The following is a 24,880-nucleotide window of genomic DNA, read 5'->3' on the forward strand; positions in this document are numbered from 1 at the left end:
CGATTTGGCGTCAAGTGCTCTGTCGTCTTTAAATCTTCTTATACAGTATTCTCAAACCTCCTACCCCTAGGGCCTTCACCTCTCTTTTCTGTCTTGTTATAAATTTTTAAGACAAACGATATTTCTCTTTAGCTTGCGCGAGCTAATAGTTACAGGCTGCTAAGACTGTTGTTTTTTTAGTTGCGTACTTTTAATACCAGCCCCAATTTGTAAGCGGCATAAAAAAAGCCCGCTTAAATATTTAAGCGGGCTTTTTAATTATTTGTAGATACGTTTACGCGGATGCAATCATACAGCCGCGTCTAAACACTACTATTATGCGCCAAGAATCGCTTTTAATGTCTGGCTAGGAGACATTGTTGCGAAAAGCTTGTCTTCGTCTGGGTAGTAGTAACCACCAATTTCTTGAGCGCTACCTTGAGTCGCATCAATCTCAGCCAAGATGTCATCAATTTTTGCAGATAACTCTTCATACACTGGCTTAAACTGCGCTGCTAGGTCTGCATCTTCAGTTTGGTTCGCTACTTCCTCAGCCCAGTATAGACCTAGGTAAACATGGCTACCGCGGTTGTCTAGCTGACCTGCTTTACGAAGTGGCGACTTACCATTGTTAAGCAGCTTCTCAGTTGCTTTATCAAGCGCTGTAGCAATAACTTTTGCTTTTGTATTGCTGTGCTTGATCGCGACATCTTCTAACGATACTGCTAATGCAAGGAATTCACCTAGTGAGTCCCAACGCAGGTGACCTTCTTCAACAAACTGTTGTACGTGCTTAGGTGCACTACCACCCGCACCTGTCTCATAAAGACCGCCGCCAGCCATTAATGGAACAATTGATAGCATCTTAGCGCTTGTACCCAACTCTAGAATTGGGAATAAGTCAGTTAGGTAGTCACGAAGTACGTTACCGGTTACTGAAATAGTGTCTAAACCGCGAAGCGCACGTTCCATGCTGTAGCGGATAGCGCGTACAGGAGACATAATTTGAATGTCTAAACCGTTTGTATCGTGGTCTTGAAGGTACTTTTCAACTTTCTTGATAAGTTGCGCATCGTGAGCACGCTCGTCATCAAGCCAGAATACTGCAGGCATACCAGATTGACGTGAACGAGTCACCGCTAGCTTAACCCAATCTTGAATAGGTGCATCTTTCACCTGACACATACGCCAGATATCACCTTCTTCAACATCGTGAGAAATAAGTACATTACCGTCCTGGTCAACAATTGACACAGTACCGTCTGCCTCTAGTTCAAACGTTTTATCGTGTGAACCGTATTCTTCTGCTTTTTGCGCCATTAGACCAACATTAGGTACGGTACCCATTGTAGTTGGATCGAATGCACCATGTGTCTTACAGAAGTTGATAACTTCTTGGTAAATAGTGGCGTAAGTACTTTCAGGAATAACCGCTTTAGTATCGTGCGCCTTTCCATCTGGTCCCCACATTTGACCAGAGTTACGGATCATTGCAGGCATAGACGCATCTACAATTACGTCACTTGGTACGTGTAGGTTTGAAATACCTTTGTCAGAGTTAACCATCGCAATTGGCGGACGGTCTGCATAACATGCATTGATGTCTTTTTGAATTTCTGAGCGCTGGCTTTCAGGTAGGCTCGCAATTTTGTCGTAAACGCTACCAAGACCGTTGTTAGGGTTAACACCAAGCTCTTCAAACAGGTCGCCCCATTTGTTGAATAGATCTTTGTAGAATACTTTTACACAGTGACCAAACACGATTGGGTGAGACACCTTCATCATGGTCGCTTTTACGTGTAGTGAGAATAGAACGCCAGTGTTCTTCGCATCTTCAATTTGCTCTTCGAAGAACTCGCAAAGCGCCTTTTTGCTCATGAACATGCCGTCGATAACTTCACCAGCAAGCAAGTCTACGCGAGGCTTAAGAGTTTTCTTGCTGCCATCTTTGCCAGTAAATTCAATGCTAACGTGACCATCTTTTTCTACTGTCACTGACTTCTCACCAGAGTAGAAGTCACCGCCGCGCATGTGCGCTACGTGTGAACGAGACGCTTGAGACCATTCACCCATTGAATGCGGGTGCTTACGCGCATAATTTTTAACAGCAGTAGGCGCACGACGGTCAGAGTTACCTTCACGCAATACAGGGTTAACCGCACTGCCTAGTACCTTACCGTAACGCTCACGAATTTCTTCCTCTTCAGCATTCTTAGGTGAATCAGGGAACGCTGGTACGTTGAAGCCTTTATCATTTAATTCTTTGATCGTTGCACGAAGCTGAGGAATTGAGGCACTGATGTTTGGAAGCTTGATGATGTTAGCATTCGGGTCTTGGGTCATCTCACCCAGTTCAGCTAACGCGTCTGGCACTTTTTGTTCTTCAGAAAGATACTCAGGGAAATTTGCCAAAACACGCGCAGCCAATGAAATATCGCTTAGCTCAACGTCGATATCTGCAGCTGCGGCAAACTTCTGGATGATTGGAAGAAGTGAGTAAGTCGCCAGCATTGGCGCTTCATCAGTCTTCGTATAGATGATCTTAGACTTGGTCATTATATACCTCAATTTTTTCGACAGGGTACTGTCGTTTTTAGTCCATTAGGTCGCAACAACCCGTAACATGTGTCATGTTACGCCCACAGTCATTGCGAAACGTATTTGATGTTTTCCACCTTTTGCTTTTATTAAGCATTAGGTCACTTGCTGTTTTCTTCCCTGCATATTATTCAATTCCCTATGTTAGCAATAAGCCCCTCGTTGCCATGCGCATAACTTAATAGTTACGTAAAGCGGCGAGGTCTAATGTACAAGCAAGCCCGCTTGTCACTGCTAAAACTGTCTAATAATTATGCAGATGCGCTCTCTTATAAAAATGGGAGCGACCATTAGTATAGGGTCGAAAGTTTGAGTTACAAGTCATACCATTGTCTTAGCACATAAGATCACCGAATTTATCGACAAACTACTGTGCAGAAACGTCTATTTGTACTAAATTTTCTCAAGCGCGTTAATTTGATTTGAAGTAAAATCCCCTCCGAAATCTCGACAATCAACAAGCGGAAGTAACATGTCTTCAAACGCCAAAGTGGTGCTGTTTAACAAGCCCTTTCAAGTTCTTTCTCAATTTACCGACGCGGACGGTAGAGAGACGCTAAAAGATTATATTGATATTCCCGATGTTTACGCTGCGGGCCGCCTAGACCGAGATTCTGAAGGCCTTTTAGTACTCACTAATGATGGTAAGCTTCAACACAAACTGGCAAACCCCAAAGCCAAGACCAGCAAAACCTATTGGGTGCAGGTTGAAGGTGTCATGGACGAAAAAGCCATGCAGGCACTACGCGACGGTGTTGAGTTAAAGGACGGTATGACACGCCCTGCCAAAGTAAAAGCAATGCAAGAGCCTGACGTATGGCCAAGAAATCCACCTGTGCGCTTTAGACAATCTATTCCAACTAGCTGGGTGTCAATTACCATCACAGAAGGCAGAAACCGACAAGTCAGGCGTATGACCGCACACGTAGGTTTCCCTACCCTTCGCCTTATAAGATATCGAGTAGGCAGTTGGACCATAGATGGCATTGAAAATGGCAAGTACGTGAGCTTTTGATTATAAAAGCAAATCCGATACTTGAATTCACCTTTGACGACCACACTAATGTGGCACCGAGAAGCTGGAAATATATCGACCGATAGGCCTAGCTGTACCTTATTGTGGTTCTTAATGCACGGAAACATTAATGCGTTAAATACCAAGCTTGTCCACGTACATATTTAATTACTTAATCAGATAAGGATTAGATGTGAATTACCGATCGGAATCTGATAAAATCCGCGACCTCGAAAACGGGCCTGTTTGTTCGTGCTTTCTTACTGTAAAGCTTACGGTGAAGCTCATGTTGCAGCTTGCATTGTAGCTTGGTGGATAGCGGCTTGGTGGAATAGCCCACCCAATGAGTTAGTGTATTGGCAAATTCATAAATATGTTAATGCATGACCCCATTAACAAATAAGGTTTCTTTTTTATTAATCAAATGAGTGTGCAATCTGTAGTGAGTGATATTGAATCTAACGCCAGCAAAAAAGTGATCGTCGGCATGTCCGGCGGTGTCGATTCGTCTGTTTCAGCCTACCTGCTTCAACAGCAGGGATACCAGGTTGAAGGTCTTTTTATGAAAAACTGGGAAGAAGATGATAACGATGAGTACTGCGCCGCTGCGGAAGATTTAAAAGATGCGCAAGCGGTTGCTGACAAGCTAGGCATTGAGCTGCACACCATCAACTTTGCTGCAGAATACTGGGATAACGTATTTGAGTATTTTTTAGAAGAATACAAAGCAGGCCGAACTCCTAACCCAGATATTATGTGCAACAAAGAAATTAAGTTTAAAGCGTTTCTTGAGTTCGCTGCAGAAGATCTTGGTGCAGACTATATAGCCACAGGACACTATGTTCGCCGCCGTGAGGTAGACGGTAAATGGCAGATGTTGCGCGGTCTCGACAACAACAAAGACCAAAGTTACTTCTTGTATACGCTAGGTGAAGAACACGTTGCTAAAACCCTTTTCCCTGTAGGTGATATTGAAAAACCACTGGTGCGTAAAATAGCTGAAGAGCAAGGGCTTATTACCCATGATAAGAAAGATTCAACAGGGATCTGCTTTATCGGCGAACGTAAGTTTAAAGACTTCCTAGCCCGCTACCTTCCAGCGCAGCCTGGCGTTATCGAAACCGCAGAAGGTGAAGAAATTGGGCAACACGAAGGTTTGATGTATCACACTTTAGGTCAGCGTAAAGGCCTTCATATTGGCGGTTTAGCTAAATACGGTGATGACCCTTGGTATGTGGTAGATAAAGACGTTGCCCGCAATGTTCTTATTGTTGGTCAAGGTGCCGATCACCCTCGCCTTTATTCAAAAGGTTTGGTTGCCAAGCAGCTACATTGGGTAGACAGAAAAACACTCAATGAGCCTATGCGCGCGGTGGTTAAGACGCGTTATCGCCAGGCGGATATCCCTTGTACTATTACACCAACTGAACACGACACCATTGAAGTAGTGTTTGACGAACCACAAAAGGCGGTAACACCTGGCCAGTCGGCGGTATTTTACAGTGAAGAGGTCTGCCTTGGCGGCGGTATTATTGAGAGTTACATTCGCTGATGCTAGATACCGATATAGAAAATAATTTGGCCCTAGCTGGGGTATGTCAGGCTGCTGCGCTAGTGCAGCAGCTAGCCAGACGAGGCTCTGCTGAAAACGAAGCCATTGAAGCAAGTTTATCAAGCATACTGGTTACCGACCCTGAAACTCCTCAACAGGTGTTTGGGCAACTGTCTAATCTAAAAACCGGTTACACTACTCTTGCTGCGCAATTATCTGACAAACAAGCAACAAAAGACACAGAGCTAACCCGCTATATCGCAAGCATCTTAGGTCTTGAAAGAAAGCTAGCCAGAAAGCCTAAAGCTATGCAGGAACTCGGTGAACGCATTTCACATGTTCAGCGCCAGCTTGCCCACGTAGACTTTCAAAACCCGCAAATTGTGTCCTCATTAGCCAGTATTTACAGCGATATTATCAGCCCGTTAGCTCCGCGTATTCAAGTGGCGGGCAACCCAGACTATTTGAGCCAACCTGCTAATCAGCACAAAGTACGTGCCCTTTTACTTGCGGGCGTAAGGGCTGCGGTGATGTGGCGTCAGATGGGCGGCAAACGAAGAAATATATTATTTAAACGCAAACACATTCTTAACAGTGCTGTTAAAGCACTACGATTAATAAACTAGTGAGGAGCTTAAGGTGGAACTGAGTCAGTTAACTGCAATTTCCCCTGTCGATGGTCGATATGCTGGCAAAAGCGTAGAATTACGCAGTATTTTCAGTGAGTACGGCTTGTTAAAATACCGTGTAGAAGTAGAAGTACGTTGGTTACAAATGCTTTCTACTAACCCACAAATTGAAGAAGTTCCTGCCTTTTCAGACACGTCAAATGCACTACTAGACAAAATAGTAGCGGAATTTAGCGTTGAAGATGCGATGCGCATCAAAGAAATTGAGCGCACTACAAATCATGACGTAAAAGCTGTTGAGTACTTCCTTAAAGAGAAAGTTGCAGACAACAGTGAGCTTTCTGCGGTTAACGAGTTCATTCACTTTGCGTGTACGTCTGAAGACATTAACAACCTTTCACACGGCCTAATGCTTCGTGAAGCCCGTGAAACGGTTATTCTTCCTTACTGTGACAAATTAATCGAAGCGCTAGTAGAACTTGCTAAGCGTTATCAGAATGTACCTATGATGGCCCGTACCCACGGTCAGCCAGCCTCTCCTACTACTATGGGTAAAGAGATGGCAAACGTGGCTATTCGCTTGAAGCGTCAGCGCAGTCAAATTGCGGGCGTTGAACTGCTTGGAAAAATTAACGGTGCTGTGGGCAACTACAATGCACACTTGTCTGCCTATAAAGATGTAGACTGGCACGGCGTTTCAGAAAAGTTCGTTACCTCACTTGGCCTTACCTGGAACCCATTCACTACGCAAATCGAACCTCACGATTATATCGCTGAAATGTTTGATGCTATTGCCCGCTTTAACACCATACTTATCGATTTCGATCGCGACGTTTGGGGTTATATTGCACTTGGTCACTTTAAACAGAAGACTGTTGCTGGCGAAATTGGCTCATCCACTATGCCGCATAAAGTTAACCCTATCGATTTCGAAAACTCAGAAGGTAACTTAGGTTTAGCCAATGCTATCTTTGACCACCTTGCTGCCAAACTGCCAATCTCGCGCTGGCAACGCGACCTTACTGATTCAACGGTACTTCGTAACCTTGGTGTAGGTGTGGGATATGCAGTTATCGCTTATCAAGCCACGCTAAAAGGTATTAGTAAGCTAGAAGTTAACGAGCAGAGCTTGCTTAACGAGCTAGATAATAACTGGGAACTATTAGCAGAGCCTATCCAAACGGTAATGCGTCGTTACGGTATTGAAAAGCCTTATGAGAAACTTAAAGAGTTAACGCGTGGCAAGAAAGTTAATGCTGAAGTTATCGCCGAGTTTATCGACAATTTAGACATGCCGGATGCTGCGAAAACCGAGCTAAAAGCCTTATCGCCGGCAACTTACATTGGTGATGCAATCAGGCTTGTAGATCAGTTATAAGGGCTAACCCTTTCCACTACACTAAAAACGCGGTCAAAAGCACCGCGTTTTTTTATACCTACTTTTTATTTAACCGTTAAACGGGTATTAATTGGGAGCATGTAGATGGACTTACGCAAAAATAACGATAAAGGTCATGTCACGCCTAGTGAGCAAGGCAGTCTGACTTCAAAGCCCCCTTTCCCGAACCCCTTACGAAATGCTGACCATGTACAAAGCGGTGATAATAAAGCTGTAAGCGTAAAACACGAAGTGCAATGCGCCGTCGTCATTTTTTGTGACCTGTCGAATTATCAAGGTTTAGCAAAGCAATACGGTGACACTATGTGCACGGGTATTGTGGAAACGCTATTTAGCCAGTTTGATGAAACAGCATACGATTTAGCGCTCGTGCCCTTAAAAACCAACGGCGATCAATATATTGCCGTGGGGTTTTGCAGTGAAACTAGTTTTGCTAAACCTTACCTTCACAACGCTTATCAACATGAATCTTTTCGGGTACTTCAAGACGTAGCACACTGTGCGATGGATTTTGCCATAAAGGCTCGCAATCTTGTTAGTAGCCACACTTTATTGATGTCTTCGTCTTGTCAGCTACGTTCAGGTATTGCCGCCGGTGCTCTACTGACAGGTTACTCTTCTCGCGTATCGTCAGGCTTTGATATTTGGGGAGCAACCGTGAACAAAGCAGCAATGTTAGAACAGTTCACCGCTCCTAACACTATTGCGATATGTGAAAAAACTTACCACGCGCTAAACGCAGGTAATATAAAAAGTGACCTCCCAGCAACCGAAGGTTCAGTTAAACATTATGAATCTAATAACTGTGGGTCTAATAACGGTAACCAAAGCTCAATTCGGATTTTAACAAATCAAGTTGGCCCACTAGCGCTTTACAACACGAAGATTAAAGTGAAAACGGCAGTATTGAGTGCCTACATCTGCTAGATAGGCACGAGGGTAAAAATACAATTTGAGCAACAAGCATTTATCTCTACTCTATATATTTTTTTCTTTTTCATACTTTGAGCGCTAGCCTATGTTTATCATCAATGCTCACCAATATTCTCGCTAAGCTTTTCAGACAATAAGGTGGCAATCCCTTTTTCAATAATTGATAATGCCGCTTTTACACTATCACCTCGCCTTAGTTCTATTTTTACGCTTTTGTCTATGCTTTGCGCTAACTTGTGCTTTATTCATATGTAAACCGCGCTTTGTGTAATTAGTTTCACTAAGCTTTGCGAGGAAACACCACTAATTTTGGCTTATAAAAAAGAGATGCGATGAGCACCAACGACAATACATACTTTATTGATGCACAAACAGGTGCAGGTTTTAATGCCGAAACTTTCTTAAAGCATTACTGGCAGCAAAAGCCGGTGGTAATAAAGAATTTTTTTCCAAACTTTGCAGATCCTATAGATGAAAATGACTTAGCAGGGCTCGCACAAGAATCAGATGTCGACGCTCGAATTATAAGTAATGACCAAGGAAACTGGCACGTTGAACAAGGCCCAATTACTGATTTCGAAAAAGCATGCAAGGGCAAATGGACGCTACTTGTTCAAGGCGTTGATAAGTATGTACCGGACGTTGCGCCAATTCTCGCACCTTTTTCTTTTGTTCCTAACTGGCGACTAGACGACCTGATGGTAAGCTTCGCAACAAATGGAGCGGGTGTTGGGGCTCACATCGACCAATACGATGTGTTCCTTGTACAAGGTCAAGGAAAAAGGCGCTGGCGTGTAGGTAAACCTGCAGACTACAAAGAAGTGTGCCCACACCCGAAACTAAGACAAATTGAAGGCTTTGAGCCTGTCATAAACGTTATTTGTGAACCTGGCGATGTGGTATATGTGCCGCCGGGCTGGCCTCATGATGGCGCTACGATTGAAGACAGCTTGACCTACTCGGTGGGCTATCGCGCGCCGGACAACCTGCAATTGGCAGAAAGCTTGGCAATGATGCTGGATAAAGGTGCTGGAAATTACCGCTTTACCGATGCTGGCAGAACAATACAATCAAGCAGCGCGTTAGTTAATGCTAGCGATGTTGCAGCACTAAAACAGCAACTGATAGACGCTATTAATAGTGAAGATTTCACTCTTTCTCTTCTCGAAGCCATGAGTGAGCAAGGTGTTCCGGAATTCCCTCTCGACGATGAAGTCACCTTAGAGCAAATTGCAAATGAATTCGCGGCAGGGATTAGCTTTGCTCCTGCGCCCGGTATTCGCGCATTAATTTGTGATGGCAAACGTGGCTTACCGCGCGCTCTTTATGTAAACGGAAGTCAGTTCACTTTTGCGAAAAGTGACCAAGAATGGTTCGAAGTGCTAGCATCGGGTACGGTTTTGAACGCAACATGTTGCCAAGATGCGCCTTCTTTTACATTTTTAGAAACCTTAACTACACTTATTAATAATGGTTATTGGGAATGGGCCGAGGATTAACAAAAAAATATGGCGTTTACGATACAAAACGTCGATTGGGAAAAGGATAAACATCGACTTAAAGCACTTAGGGAACATGTATTTGTTTTAGAGTGGCAAGTACCGGAAGCTAGCGAGTTCGACGAACACGACAGCTCGGCGTGCCATGTGCTGATAGTCAACGATCAAAATGAACCCATTGCCACGGGGCGCTTAACGAAAAAAGGTGAACTTGGCCGTATTGCCGTTAAGCGCTGTCACAGAACACTCCCAGTTTATCGCGCTTTGTTTGGCGCTTTAGTTGCGGCAGCTAAACAAAATAACCTTCCCATAATCAAAGTTATCTGTAATTTGGAAAGCGTGTCGTATCACCAATCTATTGGGTTTAAACCAGACGGAAACGTGTTTATGGACGCGGGCGTTCCCAGACAAAGGCTTCAATGTCCGGCAGAGCGATTTCCTCTGCCAGACGTTACCCAGCTTCACTAGCTCGCTTGTTACCTAGCGCAACATAACCTGATTGTAAGCCTTGCTTGTTACGCCCAAAGCTCTGGGGTGTTTTGCATGGCAAACAAATTCTCTGCTCTATTGATTAAGAGTGCACCAAATTCCTTTTGGCTTTCATCAGCGTTTTTAGCGTTAATCAAATTTTCTGCTTTAAGTTGCCAATGCATAGAAAAATGGCGCAGTACTTCTTTCGCATTTTTAGCGTTGTCCACTGAAGTGTAATCAGAAGGTAAGTCGCCACTAATTACCCAGTAAAACTTACCGTCCATTGCTTTAATCTTCCAAACCGCCAAATATGGCATTAAGTAACGGCTATCCTCAGTGATAACAGTGTCAAGCAATACACCGTTTTCTGCTAGAAACTTATTTGCTTTTTGAAACTGCTCTCTTACCCAATTCCCGTGTTCTTCTTCACTGATAGGTTGTCTTTCTTGTTGTTCAGCCATAATTGGTCTCTTTCTTATATTTGTTTTTGTTACGCAAAACTTCGTTGCGTGAATTCCTAAGCAATAGTTGCGCTATAGTTTACGGTTTTACACTGATCTTTTTTCAAAGAACCCTGTGGTATAGCGCTAACTATTACTCTGTCTTTGCCCCTTTGTACTGCATTTCCAGCGCGCTTTCCACCGCATTCGGCTTGATCACAAGACTTGGGCCTTTAAACGATTATTTATTCGACAATAGTACGAGGCTTACTTTGTGTTTGCCTTTTAATAACAGCCCTTCAATATTGTTTTCTAATGTTGAAATGGGCTTTCCCCCATACTAGACAGGCACAAACATTTACATTTTTATTATTGGCAAACCGTTGAAGTTGGGCGACACTTAAAGACATCAAATATTTTAAGGCGAGTTCAGGCAAATGCGTATACTAAGACTTACTCTGGGAGCAATTTTATTTGTCGGCGGAATTGTGTTAACACTACTTCCTGGCTCTATCCTATTTGTCGTAGCAGGTTTAGTACTGTTGAGTTACGACTGGCCGAGAGCACGTGGCTGGCTTAAGTATAGTCAGCGAACAATGACAATGAGCGCACGCAAAATAGACCGTTTTCTTCTTATGCGAAAGCTTCGATAGCGCTTACCGAAGTTTTTTCTACCCCAATCGCATACTCGCTTCGCTCATTCAACTCACATTCCTCTTACTTCAAAAGAATGTCTGTCGCAATTACTGCGTTATTTTATCGCAGACACTTAACATTTAATCTTATGTAAATGCGTAACGATTAAATGCGTGTTAACGTAATTTAAAATAACAATTGCGAAGCCTTTAATAATAATAGTAGTGGCATATATCTCTGCATGTTCAGCATCTTAGATAGTTCGTATCATCAGGCAATGTAACCGTATAAGTATGAATCTTGTAGTGTGTTCAGATAACACAGTACTGCTTGGGTAGTTCATCTTTATCGCTTACCTATGGAGACAAGACCATGATCACGTTTACCGTTAATGGTAACAAACACGAATTTTCTGGTGACCCATCAACACCAGTGTTGTGGTACCTTCGTGACGAATTAAACCTTACAGGACCTAAGTTTGGCTGTGGTATGGCGCAATGTGGCGCCTGTACTGTCCATATAGACGGCATGGCACAACGCTCTTGCGTATTGCCTGTGTCCGCAGTTCAAGGCAAAAAGATTACGACTATCGAAGGGTTAAGTGAAAACGGCGACCACCCCGTTCAAAAAGCATGGGTAGAACATAAAGTTCCGCAATGCGGATTCTGCCAGTGCGGACAAATTATGCAGGCAGCAAGCCTGTTATCCACCAACCCAACACCGAGCGACGAAGAAATTGTCCAGAATATGTCTGGCAACATCTGCCGTTGCGGCACCTACCCTCGCATACATAAAGCTATTAAGTCAGCGTCGAAGTCAATAAGTGGTAATGCGGGCGTTAGCTACTTTGACCCAAGCAAAGCGGGAGAAGAAGCATGAGTGAGAACACCTATTTCGATATGAATCGTCGCAGCTTTTTAAAATCGACAGCTGCGGCAGGCGCTCTAGTTCTTGGTACTTACTTTATGGGCGGTGCTCCTCGCGCTATGGCAGGCGTTTTAGCTAAACCAGCAGAAAACGCAAAGCGCGCAAACTTGTTTATTGCACTTCGCCCAGACGGCATGGTTGAAGTTACCTGCCACCGTAGTGAAATGGGTCAGCAAATTCGTACCGCAATTGCTCAAATTGTGGCAGACGAAATGGAAGCGGCTTGGGATAAGGTTATTGTTATTCAGGGCAAAGGCGACCCTAAATACGGTGACCAAAACACCGATGGCTCGCGCAGTATCCGCTTTAATATGCAGCGCCTGCGTGAAATGGGCGCCAGCGTACGCTATATGATGCAACATGCTGCAGCCAAGCGTTGGGGTGTTGAACCTACTAGCTGTGTTGCCGAGCAACATGTGGTAACCCACACTTCAGGTAAAACCCTTGCCTATAAAGACTTAATTGATGATGCACTGACTATTACGCCGCCAGAAGCAGATAAGCTTACCCTTAAAGATAGAAAAGAATGGCGTTACATTAATACCGGTATGGCGCACATTGACCTCCAAGATATCGTTACCGGCAAAGCCACTTTTGCCGCCGATGTTCGTGAGCCTAAAGCACTTGTTGCCATTATTGAAAGGCCGCCTGTAGTGGGTGGAAAGGTAAAAAGCTTTAACGCAGATAAGGCAAAAGCGGTTAAAGGTGTGGTTGACGTTATTGAAATGCCTGCGCCTAAAGGCGCGCCACAATTCCAGCCTAAAGGTGGTATTGCAATTATTGCAAACAACACATGGGCGGCGTGGCAAGGCCGCAAGGCACTTGAAGTCACTTGGGATGATGGTGCAAACGGCGACTACAATTCACAAAGCTTTAAAGAGCAGTTGCTTAACACGGTAAATGCGCCACAAGCTCTTGTTAGAGAAAAAGGCGATGCGGTAAGCGTTTTAGAAAAGGCCAGCGACAAGCTAATTGCCGACTACTATGTGCCCCATTTAGCACAAGCCCCCATGGAGCCGCCATGCGCGACTGCCATGTACTACAAAGACCGCGTTGACGTATGGGCTGCAACACAAAATCCACAGGCTGATATGGAAACTGTGGGCGCTATGGTGGGTATGGACAAAGAAAAAATCAATGTTCACGTAACCATGCTAGGCGGCGCATTTGGTCGTAAGTCTAAGCCTGATTTTTCTGCTGAAGCAGCATACCTTTCAATGAAGACGGGCAAACCAATTCGCGTTCAGTGGACCCGTGAAGACGACATTCAACACGGTTTCTATCATGCAGTGTCGGCCCAACATGTCGAAGCGGCGTTAGATGAAAGCGGTAAGATTGACGCATACCTTCACAGAACTGCGTTTTCTCCTATTGCTTCAACCTTCCAAGAAGGTGCAAACGCACCGTTTAGCTTTGAGCTAGATTTGGGCTTTACTGACAACCCTATTCTAACGCCAAATATGAAGTTAGAGCGCGGTGAAGCACCAGCAAAAGCACGTATTGGATGGATGCGTTCTGTATCAAATATCTTTCACGCCTTTGCCGTTCAGTCGTTTATCAATGAAGCGGCGCACAAGGCAGGGAAAGATGCTAAGGATTACCTTTTAGAGGTTATCGGTCCTGACAGAGTTATTGATGTTACCGAGCAAAAAGCCGAATACAACAACTATTGGGGCGATAAATCTGTTTATCCACTAGATACCGGCCGCCTGCGCAATGTCATCGAAAAAGTATCTGATATGGCAGGTTGGGGGCGAGAGATGCCTAAAGGCCGCGGCCTTGGAATAGCAGCACACCGCAGCTTCTTAACTTATGTAGCTACAGTGGTTGAAGTTGAAGTGTCTGACGCTGGCGATCTCAACGTGATCAAGTCATGGGTAGCGATTGACGCAGGTACTGTAGTTAACACCGATACGGTTAAGAACCAAACTCAAGGTGGCTCGGTTTACGGTATTACGACCGCTATCAGTGACGGTATTACCTTTGATAAAGGTCGCGTACAACAAAGTAACTTCCACAACTGCCGTGTACCGCGTATGAGCGATTCACCGCTAGAAGTAGACGTAGAAGTAATCGAAAGTGATGCACCGCCAGCAGGTGTGGGTGAACCTGCAACGCCGGTATATGCGCCAGCTTTGTGTAATGCTATTTTCGCTGCGTGTGGTAAGCGTATTCGTCAGTTACCTATTGGTAACCAGCTAAAAGCTTAGAAACTTACCCTTACCGCAAAAGGCTTTTTGCGGTAAAGGTGAAGATTGATAGAAAAAAGGGTAATCACCAAATGATGTGATTACCCTTTCTTTGAAAGCAGAACTGAAAGTTTCACTGAAAGTTATCCTGAATGATTACAAAAGATAGAGCTATTCTTGTAATCAATCAACGCTAGTTCCACTTCTAATTTGAAAGGCAATACTTATTCGTAGTTGCGTTCCATCCACATCAGCTGCATCTTAAGTTCGTTAATTTCTTTTTGAGCTTGCGCCAACTGCTCCACTACTGAGCCAGCCTGCATAACATTTTCTTCGGTATTATTTACTGAAACCGCGCTGTCATTATGTGCCATGAGAATTCAACCAAGTTATTTATTAATGAAAGATTCAAAGTGAAAGTCACTTTGAAATATTACACTTTAAATTACATAAAGTCATGTAAACAATGTTCAAAAGCGCATACTTTTAGGAAATAACCATAGTTTTTTTGAGGAATGTGAAGCTGGCATAAATCTTACTTAAACCGACACGAACTGTTACAGTTGCCCAAACAAAAAAAGAGACCCAAAGGTCTCTTTTTAACTCTTATCTACTGAGCGCTACACTGGCAAGTCACCTTGCAAATATAGAACTCTGCGCTTGTATTTTAGCCATGCTTTTCAGCAAGGTATAGCCATGTCTCGACCACAGTATCAGGGTTAAGCGATACGGAATCGATACCCTCTTCTACTAACCAGGCGGCGAAATCTTCGTGGTCAGATGGGCCTTGACCACAAATGCCCACGTATTTACCGCGTTTCTTCGCAGCTTGGATTGCCATTGAAAGCAGTGCTTTCACCGCTTCGTCACGCTCGTCAAATAAGTGTGCAATAAGGCCGCTGTCGCGATCTAGTCCCAGCGTTAGCTGCGTTAAGTCATTAGAGCCGATTGAGAAACCGTCGAAGATATCCAGGAACTTATCGGCAAGCAATGCGTTCGATGGTAGTTCACACATCATGATAACGCGAAGGCCATTTTCACCTTTCTTAAGGCCCTGCTCTTCAAGAAGTTCAATGACCTGACGACCTTCTTCTAGCGTGCGAACAAACGGGATCATGATCTCAACGTTGGTCAATCCCATTTTGTTACGAACGCGTTTAATTGCTTCACATTCAAGGGCAAAACAGTCGCGGAAGTCTTCAGAAATATAGCGACTCGCACCACGGAAACCTAACATTGGGTTTTCTTCATCTGGCTCGTATTGATAACCACCCACTAGGTTGAAGTATTCGTTCGATTTGAAATCTGACATACGAACGATAACTTTCTCTGGTGAGAAAGCTGCACCAATGGTTGAAATACCTTCTACCAATTTCTCGATATAGTATTCCGTTGGTGATTCGTAACCTGCGATCATGTCGCTTATTTCTTCTTTCAACTCTTCTGGCTGGCTGTCGAAATTAAGCAGCGCTTTAGGGTGCACACCAATCATACGATTAATAATGAACTCAAGGCGAGCAAGACCAACACCTGCGTTTGGCAAGCGAGCAAAGTCGAATGCGCGGTCTGGGTTACCCACGTTCATCATCACTTTAAGCGGAAGGTCGGGCATGGCATCAATGCGTGATGTCACTACGTCGAACTCTAGTTCGTCACCGTAGATGAAGCCGGTGTCACCTTCGGCACAAGACACAGTAATCTTGTCGCCATTTTTGATGCTTTCAGTCGCGTTACCACAGCCTACTACCGCAGGAATACCTAACTCACGAGCAATGATTGCCGCGTGACAGGTACGACCGCCACGGTTAGTAACAATGGCAGACGCCTTCTTCATGATAGGTTCCCAGTCAGGGTCTGTCATGTCAGTTACCAGAACATCACCCGCTTGGATTTTGTCCATCTCTTCAATTGAATCAAGTACTTTCGCTACACCAGCACCAATTTTGTGACCAATTGCGCGGCCTTCAACAACGATGTTGCTTTGGCCTTTTAGTTGGAAGCGCTCAATACTTTGTGAGTCTTCACGGCTGCGCACTGTTTCTGGGCGAGCCTGAACAATGTAAAGTTTGCCGTCTGCGCCGTCTTTGGCCCATTCAATGTCCATTGGGCGCTTGTAGTGCTGTTCAATAATTTGTGCCTGCTTAGCAAGCTCCATGACTTCATCGTCGGTTAATGAGAAAGTTTTGCTGTCGGCAGCATCAATATCAACAATAGATACCTGTTTACCGTGAGCTTCATCATCTGAATACACCATCTTAGTAAGCTTGCTGCCTAGGTTACGACGAACGATTGCAGGTAAGCCTTTGTCTAGCGTTGGTTTGTGAACATAGAATTCATCAGGGTTAACCGCACCCTGTACCACCATTTCGCCTAAACCGAATGAACTGGTGATGAATACAACGTCCTCAAAACCAGACTCTGTATCGATAGTAAACATAACGCCCGATGAAGCGATGTCACTGCGCACCATGCGCTGAATACCAGCAGATAGCGCTACACCTTTATGGTCGTAGCCCTGGTGAACACGATAAGAAATAGCGCGGTCGTTAAACAGTGATGCGAATACGTGCTTGATAGCCACCAGCACGGCTTCATAACCTTTAACGTTTAGGAAAGTTTCTTGCTGCCCTGCGAATGACGCGTCAGGCATATCTTCTGCGGTAGCCGAAGAACGCACTGCAAATGATGCTTCTTCACCTGCATCACCTTGAAGCGTGACAAAGGCAGTTTTGATTTCTTCTTCTAATTTGCCTTGAAATGGCGTGTCGATGATCCACTGACGAATGTTTTTACCCGCTTCGGTAAGTGCATTCACATCGTCTACGTCTAGCGAGTCTAAGACTTCGTGGATACGCGCTTCTAGGCCGCTTTGCTCTAGAAACTCATTAAATGCTTCGGCGGTGGTAGCAAAACCACCCGGCACCTGCACACCGGCGTTCGCCAGGTTTGAGATCATCTCGCCTAATGATGCATTTTTGCCGCCTACGCGACCCACATCATGCATGCCCAGTTCTTGATACCAAAGTACGTATTCTTGCACAGCCCAAGCCTCCAGCTTTTTTATGTGTAGGGTATGAGGTTAATTTCAGGTTTGTGCTTTTTATCACCTGAAACTCATCAAATTGTTGTCGATACGTGGCGAAAACCACTGTTAACGCTGTCCATTACGTTTGACAGCAAACCTTTGAAATTTGCCGTCATTCACAAGAACCGTGTAGCTTTTCGACGAAATCATCTTAGAATGGGGAAATTCAGAAAGTAAACCCTTTATTACTTTTGTAATAAAATTACACCAATGTTAAGGATATGTTGTGCGCACAGCTTTTTATATTTCAGATGGTACAGCCATCACCGCAGAGGTCTTTGGCCACGCCCTGCTTTCTCTGTTTCCCGTTTCTTTCAATCACAACACTATTCCTTTCGTTGAAACTGAGGAACAAGCTCACAAAGTTTTGCAGCAAATTTCTGAAAGTTTTCAAGACACCGGAGAAAGGCCGCTCGTTTTTTATACAATTGTGAATGTAGATATTCGCAAGATAATCTCTAAATCCGTAGGCATTAACTATAATTTTCTCGATCAATTTGTCGCGCCACTAGAAAAAGTATTGGGTGTTCCTTCAAAACCAGAAAAACATCGTACACATAGTATCCACGAAACCACCTACGACATTAGAATTGAAGCCGTGAACTACGCGTTGGCTAATGACGATGGTTCTAACCTAAAAGACTACGACGAAGCCGATATCATACTTACCGGGGTATCCCGTTCGGGTAAAACCCCCACAAGCCTTTATTTAGCGCTTCAATACGGAATAAAAGCAGCCAACTACCCTTTCACAGAGGAAGATATGGGCGACATGCTAAAGCTCCCTCCTGCTTTACGTAGATTTAAACATAAGCTTTTCGGGTTAACGATTGCAGCGGATAGACTCCATCAAATACGTTCAGAGCGCCGTGCAAACAGCAAATATGCATCGCTGCCACAATGTCGAATGGAGCTTCGTGAAGTAGAGAACTTATATAGAAAGGAAAAGATCCCGTTTTTGAATAGCACTAAGTATTCAATTGAAGAGATCTCAGCAAAAATACTGGCAGAGACGGGGCTCAAACGTCGTAAATACTAAGCGGGCTTTTAAATTATCAGTAACTTTGTACGAAGCTGCGGTATTTACCCGCTGTGTTTTATAGAGCGCTCTTTTATGTCGCGGCGGTGCCTTTAACTTTTGTAAAGCAACAGGGCACCACATGACCTAGATTCTGGTCTAGTGGAGGCTAACCAGGCAAAAGCGCCCCCTGTCTTTGAGGTATTGCGTGGCCTTTTATCATTTACTATTGAAGCGTCATTTTTTGTTGCTTTCTACCCATTCTTCAAGAGCTACACCTGGGTCTTCTTCACCTGCAACAGATGATGCATAAGGGCTCGCAGCTTCTGCATCCTGATGTGAAACGTCCGCTTTACTATCAGATTGGTTTTCTTCATCTGAAGACAACGTCGTTTTTTCTCGTGAACTTTTTTCTTTTGCTTTCATGCCTCTTATCAACTCCTCTACATATAGATAAAAACTTTAAAACGGTAGCAACGGCTGTTGAATTAAAGACTCCCTCGGCCCTGCGGTAGCAGCAATATAATGAAATACATCAATATTAGCTGTGTAACGTCATTCATGACCAAACCTTCCACAATAAGTCTAAGCATTTAAGATGTACGAGCTTAAAAACTCGACATCAGATAACGTTGTAACGGTGAAGACAGAAGATTAGATTAGGAATGATTACCATTTTTTAATGTCTAACAGATAACAGCTTGTCTTATTGGAAAAGTTAAAGTTATGCAGTCGGCAGGTCTAAGCGCTTACTGATAGAAAATGACTATCACGGATAAACAGTTACAATTCATCAATTTATCGATATTGTAAACAAATCAATTGATACAATATAACATTACACATCGTCTTAGGAGAAATAACATGTTCACAGAAGAAATGGTTCATAGCGCACTACAAACTTGGTGCGACAATGTAGTAGCGGTAGGTAAAGTGCACGCTGAAGGTGGCGATGTAAAAGCATTCGCTTCACAAGTGCTGTCAGATAACTACGACTACGATAATGGAAAAGTACTCTTTAAACCTACGCTTACTTTCGGCTCGCAAACATTTCGCCCAACTAAAGAAGGCGCGTTATCTTATTTCGTAGGCGGTAATAGCGACTATCCAAACGATAATGGCTTTAAATTGAAGCCATGGGTGAAGGTTTGGTACAGCAAAGAAGACTTTATTTTGAATGGTGAACTTGCCATTGTTCAGTGTAACGTACACTTTATCGGCGAAGACGACAGCCATATCTTCGTAAACAAGAGCTTTGTTTTCAAACAATGTGAAGACGGAAAAATTCGCATTATCCTTCATCAATCTTCTCTACCTTATCAGCCTTAAAAGGTGGTTGATACGCTTTAACTAATTCATAAAAAGTCATGGCTTAAAGGCAGCCATGACTTTTTATTTTCGGCTATCCATCAAGTATTTGTCTGCGACGTATCTCTACCGAGCGCTTGTTTAAGCTCAGCTAAATAGTTTTCGAAAGGTTTCCACTGCCCCATACCTGTTTTGTATATAGGTTGGCGAACCTGCTCAGAGCTTGGAGTCTTAATCACACGTTTGGTTTGGTGAAACGCTAAGCATGATTCCTCAAAGTCTAACCCACAAAAATCTAGAATGCGTTTAACCTGCCCTTCCAAATCATCCAGAACATCTTCGTGCTGTACAGTTAGAATTTCCCTGGGCATTACACTATGCCAATGATCCATAAGCTGTTCATAAGCATTATAGTAACGGCCAATATCGTCAAGTGAATAGCTGAACTCTTGCCCTTCACCGAATAACTGTTTGAAGCCACTAAAACAGCAGTCCATTGGGTTTCTGCGTGCATCAATAATTTTGGCGTTAGGCAGTATCTTTTTAATTAAGCCTATGTGAATGAAGTTATTAGGCATTTTATCAATGAAAAATGCCGCGCCCTGTCTGTACGCTTTCGTCTGCTGAATATATTGCTCACCTAGTTTTAACAGTGTTTCTTCATCTAATGCTGATACATTTAATGGGTAAGGCGTAGTCTGATGACTAAGTGACGACGCTATCCCTAATATGTCATGCAGTTCCATCGTACCGTCCACTTGAGAGTGCGACGCGAGGATTTGCTCTAGTAGGGTTGAACCAGCCCGAGGAAGGCCAACAATAAAAATAGGAGCGGACTCCTGGCAGCCTTGCGCTTTGTCAAAGCTTTCCTTTGTAAAAGCCTGCTTCTGAGCCTGCAATGCCTTCTCAGTTTTAGCAATATCAAACTGTAGCGTACGCCTTTTAAGACTGTTGCCCCGTGCGTAGTACTTAAACGCGCGGGAGGCATTTGCTCTGTCTTCAAATCCCTTTCCTAAAGCAAAGCAAATATGAATTTCATCATCCAATTTTGTCGCATCAGCATCTACCAGCGCGACCATTTGCCTGAGCAGGTCATCACTAAATCGATAGGTTTTTGTGTTCGCTAAGCTCCAGTATGCATCGCCAAAGTCCTTTTCAAATACAATGGCTTTCTCATACGCCTGTATCGCATCGTCAATATCACCTTTTGCTTTTAGGGCATGCCCAAGTGCTACCCAAACTGCAGGCCTATCCTCGCTTTCTTTTAATAACTCTTTATAAAGGTCAATGGCTTGCTCTAACTCACCAATACCAACCAGCGCGTGCGCCAAGCCTACTTTTACAGTGAAGTTATCTGGTGATTGTCTGAGTCGCTTGTTCGCAACAGCCGCGGCATCAGGAAATTTACCCAGTTTAGATAACAGGTTTTGGTAGGCCGCGGCAGCTCTGTCATTTTCAGGGTAGAGAGTTACACAGCTTTCTAATAGGAATTCAGCGTCGCTATATACTTTCAATTGAATCCCAATTTCGGCAAGTAACATCATTGCTTCAGGGTGATGCTCATGACTAGCTAGAAATTGTCGGCATACTTGTTCAGCTTTGTGCAATTGCCCTTCGTGCATTAGATCTGTCGCACCTAATAACGGCTTGGGCAAAGATGTTAGAAATGCAATTTGCTGCTGACAAAGCGCTAGTGCTTGTGTTTGAGCATCTGCTTTGTACACTTTTTCAAGCTGAAGCCATGCCGTTAATAACGCTGGGTTGAATCGTGTTGCCTGATAAAAACTATGCGCAGCCTTTTTGCGATCAGAAGCCAAGTAACAGTAACCCTGTTCTTGGTAAGCCCGGGCGTAATTTGGGAAGTATGCAATGAGTTCATTTAACGTTTCGATGGCGCTGCTTACATCAGCCAATAGACGGTATGCTACCGCTTTTAAATATAGCACCTCTTTGAGGGTGTTTTGGCTTACCCCCAACGGGTCTTTAGCCCGTCGAAGTATATCGTTGCATCCAGAAATGACGGCCTGATGCTGTGATTGCATAAGCCCTTGCTTTAACTGCTGTATTTCTTTTTGTTCTTCTTGTGTCATTAAAAACGCCTGTTTTTAAATTAGCGTAAAAACAAAAAACGGCGAACTCATAGAGCTAGCCGTTTCAAAATTGGGGGCGAACACACCTTCATTTAGTTAAAACTTATGAAGGCGTGTTGCCCCGGCACCGTTGTGTGCTAATCGTAAATCGCCAATTTAGCCTTACTAACTTAACCTTAATAGTAATCGTATGAGAAACGAAGGCCAATAGTACGCGGTCTATTTGTTACTACCTTAGGCGTGAATTGCTGCGTATCAATATTCAAAATTGCACGCTCATCAAACACGTTATCAATGTAAAGTTCGGCTTTCCATACGTCGTTTGTTACACCAACAGCAAGGTTCGTCAGGATATACGACTCCTGTACGTAGCGGCCACCACGGAATGTTTCACCATTTGAATCGGTATAAGTGACCCCTTCAAACACGTCAGCTTCTTGTTCAATCTTAAGGCCTGAACCTGTGCCGTAAATAAGCGAAGTTGCATCTTCCATTACATAGGCATCCATCACCATACCTGCTAAGCGATCGCCGGTATAACTTACAGAGCCGTTCACATACCCACGCTTATCACCCTCAAGCTCGAAGAAATAACGCGCATTAATGTTTCCAGAGAATTTCGCTGAGTATGGAAGCTCTGAGCCAACACCAGCCGCTATACCTTCAAGTTCTGAGTTTACGCGAGTTAATTCGGTATCTAATACGCTGAAAGCAGCATTAATGATAAGGTCATCAGTAGCAAGCCACGTCATGTCAGCATCAATACCTTTGATCTCAGCATCGCCTACATTGTCGGTGAATACCAAGAACGAGATGTTAGTGGGGTCGAAGCGCGACGTTTGCAGTTCTTCAATTTCAGAATAATAGGCCGTAGCGTTTACTCGGAATTGACCATCAAAGAAGTCACCTTTAAGACCCAATTCGTAGTTATCTAGCGTATCGGTTGTTGAGTATACTGGAATACGGAAGTTTTCAAATTTACCAGACTGATTCGTTGCCAGGCCACCACCAACACGGTTAGTAACCGGAGGTCGGAAGCCTTCTGAGTAGTTAGCGAATAGTAATACGTCTTCGTTAACCTTCCAGTCTAGCGAGAACTTAAAAATAGTGTCGTCAACGGTTAGCACGCCGTTGTCGTCTAACAGGTCTACCTCTAACTGCCCGCTTTGAATAGCCGCTGCTACTGCATCAGGGTCTAGTCCAACGGCCGCAAGCTCGTCTGGGTCTTGTGTACCGAATGCACGAATACGTCGCGTTACGTCAACTGTTGACGTTGAGCCCACGTAGATATCATCGATTTCATACCAACGTGCGCCAATACTTGCTGTAATCGTGTCGGTAATATCATACTCCAGCTGACCAAATACAGCGATTTGTTCAATGGTATGCGTGATATCGTTGATAAAGCTCACTTCAGAAGGGAAAGGGCCACCATCACTATTAATGCCTTCATTTCCTACTAGGGTGCGTTGAAGGTTATCAAACCCGAATGTCGTCATTTCTGTGTTGGCAATCTTGAACTGCCCAACAGTTGCAACTTCTTGTTCGTCATAGAACAGTCCAGCCGTCACGCGCCATGGCGTATCCATGGTGGTATTGAAACGAATCTCGTGAGTATTACGGGTAGTAGATGTGTCTTCTTTATAATATTTGGTGGGGTCTAAGCAGCGCTCGTCTGCGGTGTTATCAGGCGTATCGTAGTGGTTACACACGTAATACGCAGAGAATAAGCCACCGTTTGTATAGCCTGTATAGTCCGCTAGCGTATCAATTTCGCGGTCTAAATAACCACCGGTATATACCACGTTTAGTTTTTCTAAACGCCCTTCAAGCGTCCACGTAGTTAACCCGAATTCGTCTTTGTTCTCTTCTTGCTGGAAACGCAGCGCAGAGCTTTCACCTTCAAGCGTAGGGTCGTAGGCAAATACACCTTCTGTGTCTAATGTCTGTTGGGTGTGCTGTACAAGTAAGTCCCAGTCGTCATTAAAATGATAAGACAATCCAAAACGTGCACCTGTGTACATAGCATCATTGAAGTCTTCTTCGACAAGGGCATCGTTTTGTGGAGAAACAACGGCCGCTTCGGTATTAGAATTGATATTGGGGTTGGTAATTCTGTTTGCGTCCATGCCCACCGGATCTGCTAATGGACCACCTGAGATGCGGTCAATAACCACAGCACTGCCAATGTAGCCACCCTCGCCCGGCACATTCATGACGTTGTCTATCCAACCGCCTTGTTTGTCGTTGTACGCGGCAACACGAACAGCTAGGTCGTCGGTAAGCGGCATATTGAAATACGCTTGTACCGAGTTGCTCATTTCACCGTCTTTAGTAAAACCGATGTTGGTATCGAAACCTGCAGCGAAACTCGTATGCTCAGGTTTGTTGGTGATTAAACGGATAGTGCCCGCCTGAGAACTAGCACCAAACAATGTGCCCTGTGGCCCAGGAAGTACCTCTACACGTTGAACGTCTGTAGCGTAAACATCTAAATTACGTCCAGCCATTGATACTGGCATTTCATCAAGATAGAAGGCAACGGACGGCTGAAGCGCCTGTACCGAGGACAGCATAATATTAGATTGGGTTGTTGCAGCACCACGAATGTAGATTTCATTCTGTCCCGGACCTGTGCCCTGAAATACCACGTTAGGTAAGAATTCAACATAATCTTGGAAATTGTCTATCCCAAGATTTTCTAGTGCTTTGCCGTTAAGTGCAGTTACGGCAACCGGAACGTCCTGAATCGACTCACTTCTTTTAGTGGCGGTAACTTCAATGGTTTCAAGTTTAGCAGGCGCGTCTGATTCTTGCGCAGCCAGAGAGGTAGATGCCAATGCAGCGATGATGGCACAGCTAAGCTGAGTTTTACGCATTTGTGTGTGTTTCCTTCAATTGGTTTTTATTCTTCGGACTGTGTTTACTTCATACACATATCAAAAAGATCATATATTACAATACAACAACTATAATTAATTTCTACACTAACGATTAATATTTAACCATAACGTAGTAAATAATAGCAGAAAGTCTAATATTGGAAGGCTATTTAGAAGACCCTGAGTGCGAGGCAATGAGCAAAGCTTTAAATTGCATATAAATCGAATTA

Annotated in this window: 19 protein-coding genes; 12 read left to right on the forward strand and 7 right to left on the reverse strand. The window is 44.1% G+C overall.

Translation table 11 applies throughout. From position 1 onward, the window contains the following. Positions 1–315 precede the first annotated feature (315 nt). Complete coding sequence (locus ACXACS_RS12710) at positions 316–2,535, reverse strand: NADP-dependent isocitrate dehydrogenase (RefSeq protein ID WP_474807057.1); 2,220 nt, start codon at positions 2,533–2,535, stop codon at positions 316–318. Between the two features lie 514 nt (positions 2,536–3,049). Between ACXACS_RS12710 and ACXACS_RS12715 the strand changes: the two genes are divergently transcribed. The 7 genes from ACXACS_RS12715 (at position 3,050) to ACXACS_RS12745 (ending at position 10,072) form a co-directional block, all read left to right on the forward strand. Continuing rightward, the gene (locus ACXACS_RS12715) at positions 3,050–3,592 is read left to right on the forward strand and encodes an rRNA large subunit pseudouridine synthase E (RefSeq protein WP_474807059.1); all 543 of its coding nucleotides are present in this window, start codon (positions 3,050–3,052) and stop codon (positions 3,590–3,592) included. A 424-nt stretch (positions 3,593–4,016) separates the two neighbouring features. After that, positions 4,017–5,144 (forward strand): tRNA 2-thiouridine(34) synthase MnmA, encoded by a 1,128-nt coding sequence (gene mnmA, locus ACXACS_RS12720; RefSeq protein ID WP_474807061.1) that lies wholly within the window; start codon positions 4,017–4,019, stop codon positions 5,142–5,144. After that, positions 5,144–5,770, forward strand: a complete 627-nt coding sequence (hflD, locus tag ACXACS_RS12725; protein ID WP_334058349.1) for a high frequency lysogenization protein HflD — start codon at positions 5,144–5,146, stop codon at positions 5,768–5,770. Before mnmA ends, hflD begins: the two co-directional genes overlap by 1 nt. Positions 5,771–5,783: 13 nt before the next feature. Beyond that, positions 5,784–7,151, forward strand: a complete 1,368-nt coding sequence (gene purB, locus ACXACS_RS12730; RefSeq protein ID WP_474807063.1) for an adenylosuccinate lyase — start codon at positions 5,784–5,786, stop codon at positions 7,149–7,151. Between the two features lie 105 nt (positions 7,152–7,256). After that, positions 7,257–8,099: an adenylate/guanylate cyclase domain-containing protein gene (locus ACXACS_RS12735; RefSeq protein ID WP_474807065.1), complete on the forward strand. Its 843-nt coding sequence runs from the start codon at positions 7,257–7,259 to the stop codon at positions 8,097–8,099. A 338-nt stretch (positions 8,100–8,437) separates the two neighbouring features. After that, a complete protein-coding gene (locus tag ACXACS_RS12740; protein ID WP_474807067.1) occupies positions 8,438–9,604 on the forward strand; it encodes a cupin domain-containing protein in 1,167 nt (388 codons plus the stop codon). Positions 9,605–9,613: 9 nt separating this feature from the next. Then, complete coding sequence (locus ACXACS_RS12745) at positions 9,614–10,072, forward strand: GNAT family N-acetyltransferase (protein WP_474807069.1); 459 nt, start codon at positions 9,614–9,616, stop codon at positions 10,070–10,072. A 47-nt stretch (positions 10,073–10,119) separates the two neighbouring features. Here ACXACS_RS12745 and ACXACS_RS12750 read toward each other — a convergent pair whose 3' ends face one another. Beyond that, positions 10,120–10,536, reverse strand: a complete 417-nt coding sequence (locus ACXACS_RS12750) for a DUF4826 family protein (RefSeq protein ID WP_474807071.1) — start codon at positions 10,534–10,536, stop codon at positions 10,120–10,122. 416 nt (positions 10,537–10,952) lie between these two features. Between ACXACS_RS12750 and ACXACS_RS12755 the strand changes: the two genes are divergently transcribed. The 3 genes from ACXACS_RS12755 (at position 10,953) to ACXACS_RS12765 (ending at position 14,288) form a co-directional block, all read left to right on the forward strand. Beyond that, on the forward strand, positions 10,953–11,168 hold the full coding sequence (locus ACXACS_RS12755) for a PGPGW domain-containing protein (RefSeq protein ID WP_179983293.1): 216 nt from the start codon (positions 10,953–10,955) through the stop codon (positions 11,166–11,168). A gap of 355 nt (positions 11,169–11,523) precedes the next feature. Further along, positions 11,524–12,030, forward strand: a complete 507-nt coding sequence (locus tag ACXACS_RS12760) for a (2Fe-2S)-binding protein (protein WP_474807073.1) — start codon at positions 11,524–11,526, stop codon at positions 12,028–12,030. Beyond that, positions 12,027–14,288 (forward strand): molybdopterin cofactor-binding domain-containing protein, encoded by a 2,262-nt coding sequence (locus tag ACXACS_RS12765; RefSeq protein WP_474807075.1) that lies wholly within the window; start codon positions 12,027–12,029, stop codon positions 14,286–14,288. The genes ACXACS_RS12760 and ACXACS_RS12765 overlap by 4 nt, the downstream gene beginning before the upstream one ends. A gap of 203 nt (positions 14,289–14,491) precedes the next feature. Here the strand turns inward: ACXACS_RS12765 and ACXACS_RS12770 are convergent, their stop codons facing one another. Next, a complete protein-coding gene (locus ACXACS_RS12770; RefSeq protein WP_474807077.1) occupies positions 14,492–14,641 on the reverse strand; it encodes a hypothetical protein in 150 nt (49 codons plus the stop codon). 293 nt (positions 14,642–14,934) lie between these two features. Continuing rightward, the gene (gene ppsA / locus ACXACS_RS12775) at positions 14,935–17,307 is read right to left on the reverse strand and encodes a phosphoenolpyruvate synthase (RefSeq protein ID WP_474807079.1); all 2,373 of its coding nucleotides are present in this window, start codon (positions 17,305–17,307) and stop codon (positions 14,935–14,937) included. Between the two features lie 271 nt (positions 17,308–17,578). On the opposite strand from ppsA, the gene ppsR reads away from it, so the two are divergent. Beyond that, positions 17,579–18,391: a posphoenolpyruvate synthetase regulatory kinase/phosphorylase PpsR gene (ppsR, locus tag ACXACS_RS12780; protein ID WP_049586695.1), complete on the forward strand. Its 813-nt coding sequence runs from the start codon at positions 17,579–17,581 to the stop codon at positions 18,389–18,391. 216 nt (positions 18,392–18,607) lie between these two features. On the opposite strand, the gene ACXACS_RS12785 is transcribed toward ppsR, so the two are convergent. Continuing rightward, positions 18,608–18,796: a hypothetical protein gene (locus tag ACXACS_RS12785; RefSeq protein WP_474807081.1), complete on the reverse strand. Its 189-nt coding sequence runs from the start codon at positions 18,794–18,796 to the stop codon at positions 18,608–18,610. Positions 18,797–19,234: 438 nt separating this feature from the next. On the opposite strand from ACXACS_RS12785, the gene ACXACS_RS12790 reads away from it, so the two are divergent. Beyond that, entirely contained in the window at positions 19,235–19,699 is a 465-nt protein-coding gene (locus ACXACS_RS12790; RefSeq protein WP_474807083.1) for a hypothetical protein, read from the forward strand. 80 nt (positions 19,700–19,779) lie between these two features. Here ACXACS_RS12790 and ACXACS_RS12795 read toward each other — a convergent pair whose 3' ends face one another. Both ACXACS_RS12795 and ACXACS_RS12800 read right to left on the reverse strand, forming a co-directional pair. Continuing rightward, positions 19,780–21,768: a sulfotransferase gene (locus ACXACS_RS12795; RefSeq protein WP_474807085.1), complete on the reverse strand. Its 1,989-nt coding sequence runs from the start codon at positions 21,766–21,768 to the stop codon at positions 19,780–19,782. Between the two features lie 176 nt (positions 21,769–21,944). Continuing rightward, positions 21,945–24,647 carry a TonB-dependent receptor gene (locus ACXACS_RS12800; protein ID WP_474807086.1) on the reverse strand — a complete coding sequence of 901 codons (2,703 nt, stop codon included), beginning with the start codon at positions 24,645–24,647 and terminating at the stop codon, positions 21,945–21,947. Positions 24,648–24,880: the final 233 nt, after the last annotated feature.

The organism is Alteromonas sp. AWM4_230 (assembly GCF_056158305.1).

Bases quoted from the DNA above. Each gene is read 5' to 3' on its own strand.
- hflD (WP_334058349.1), top strand. From the start codon at position 5,144: ATGCTAGATACCGATATAGAAAATAATTTGGCCCTAGCTGGGGTATGT.
- ACXACS_RS12735 (WP_474807065.1), top strand. From the start codon at position 7,257: ATGGACTTACGCAAAAATAACGATAAAGGTCATGTCACGCCTAGTGAG.
- ACXACS_RS12715 (WP_474807059.1), top strand. From the start codon at position 3,050: ATGTCTTCAAACGCCAAAGTGGTGCTGTTTAACAAGCCCTTTCAAGTT.
- ACXACS_RS12800 (WP_474807086.1), bottom strand. From the start codon at position 24,647: ATGCGTAAAACTCAGCTTAGCTGTGCCATCATCGCTGCATTGGCATCT.
- ACXACS_RS12755 (WP_179983293.1), top strand. From the start codon at position 10,953: ATGCGTATACTAAGACTTACTCTGGGAGCAATTTTATTTGTCGGCGGA.
- ACXACS_RS12750 (WP_474807071.1), bottom strand. From the start codon at position 10,536: ATGGCTGAACAACAAGAAAGACAACCTATCAGTGAAGAAGAACACGGG.
- ACXACS_RS12760 (WP_474807073.1), top strand. From the start codon at position 11,524: ATGATCACGTTTACCGTTAATGGTAACAAACACGAATTTTCTGGTGAC.
- ACXACS_RS12770 (WP_474807077.1), bottom strand. From the start codon at position 14,641: ATGGCACATAATGACAGCGCGGTTTCAGTAAATAATACCGAAGAAAAT.
- ACXACS_RS12765 (WP_474807075.1), top strand. From the start codon at position 12,027: ATGAGTGAGAACACCTATTTCGATATGAATCGTCGCAGCTTTTTAAAA.
- mnmA (WP_474807061.1), top strand. From the start codon at position 4,017: ATGAGTGTGCAATCTGTAGTGAGTGATATTGAATCTAACGCCAGCAAA.
- ACXACS_RS12740 (WP_474807067.1), top strand. From the start codon at position 8,438: ATGAGCACCAACGACAATACATACTTTATTGATGCACAAACAGGTGCA.
- ACXACS_RS12790 (WP_474807083.1), top strand. From the start codon at position 19,235: ATGTTCACAGAAGAAATGGTTCATAGCGCACTACAAACTTGGTGCGAC.
- ACXACS_RS12745 (WP_474807069.1), top strand. From the start codon at position 9,614: ATGGCGTTTACGATACAAAACGTCGATTGGGAAAAGGATAAACATCGA.
- ACXACS_RS12785 (WP_474807081.1), bottom strand. From the start codon at position 18,796: ATGAAAGCAAAAGAAAAAAGTTCACGAGAAAAAACGACGTTGTCTTCA.
- ACXACS_RS12710 (WP_474807057.1), bottom strand. From the start codon at position 2,535: ATGACCAAGTCTAAGATCATCTATACGAAGACTGATGAAGCGCCAATG.
- ACXACS_RS12795 (WP_474807085.1), bottom strand. From the start codon at position 21,768: ATGACACAAGAAGAACAAAAAGAAATACAGCAGTTAAAGCAAGGGCTT.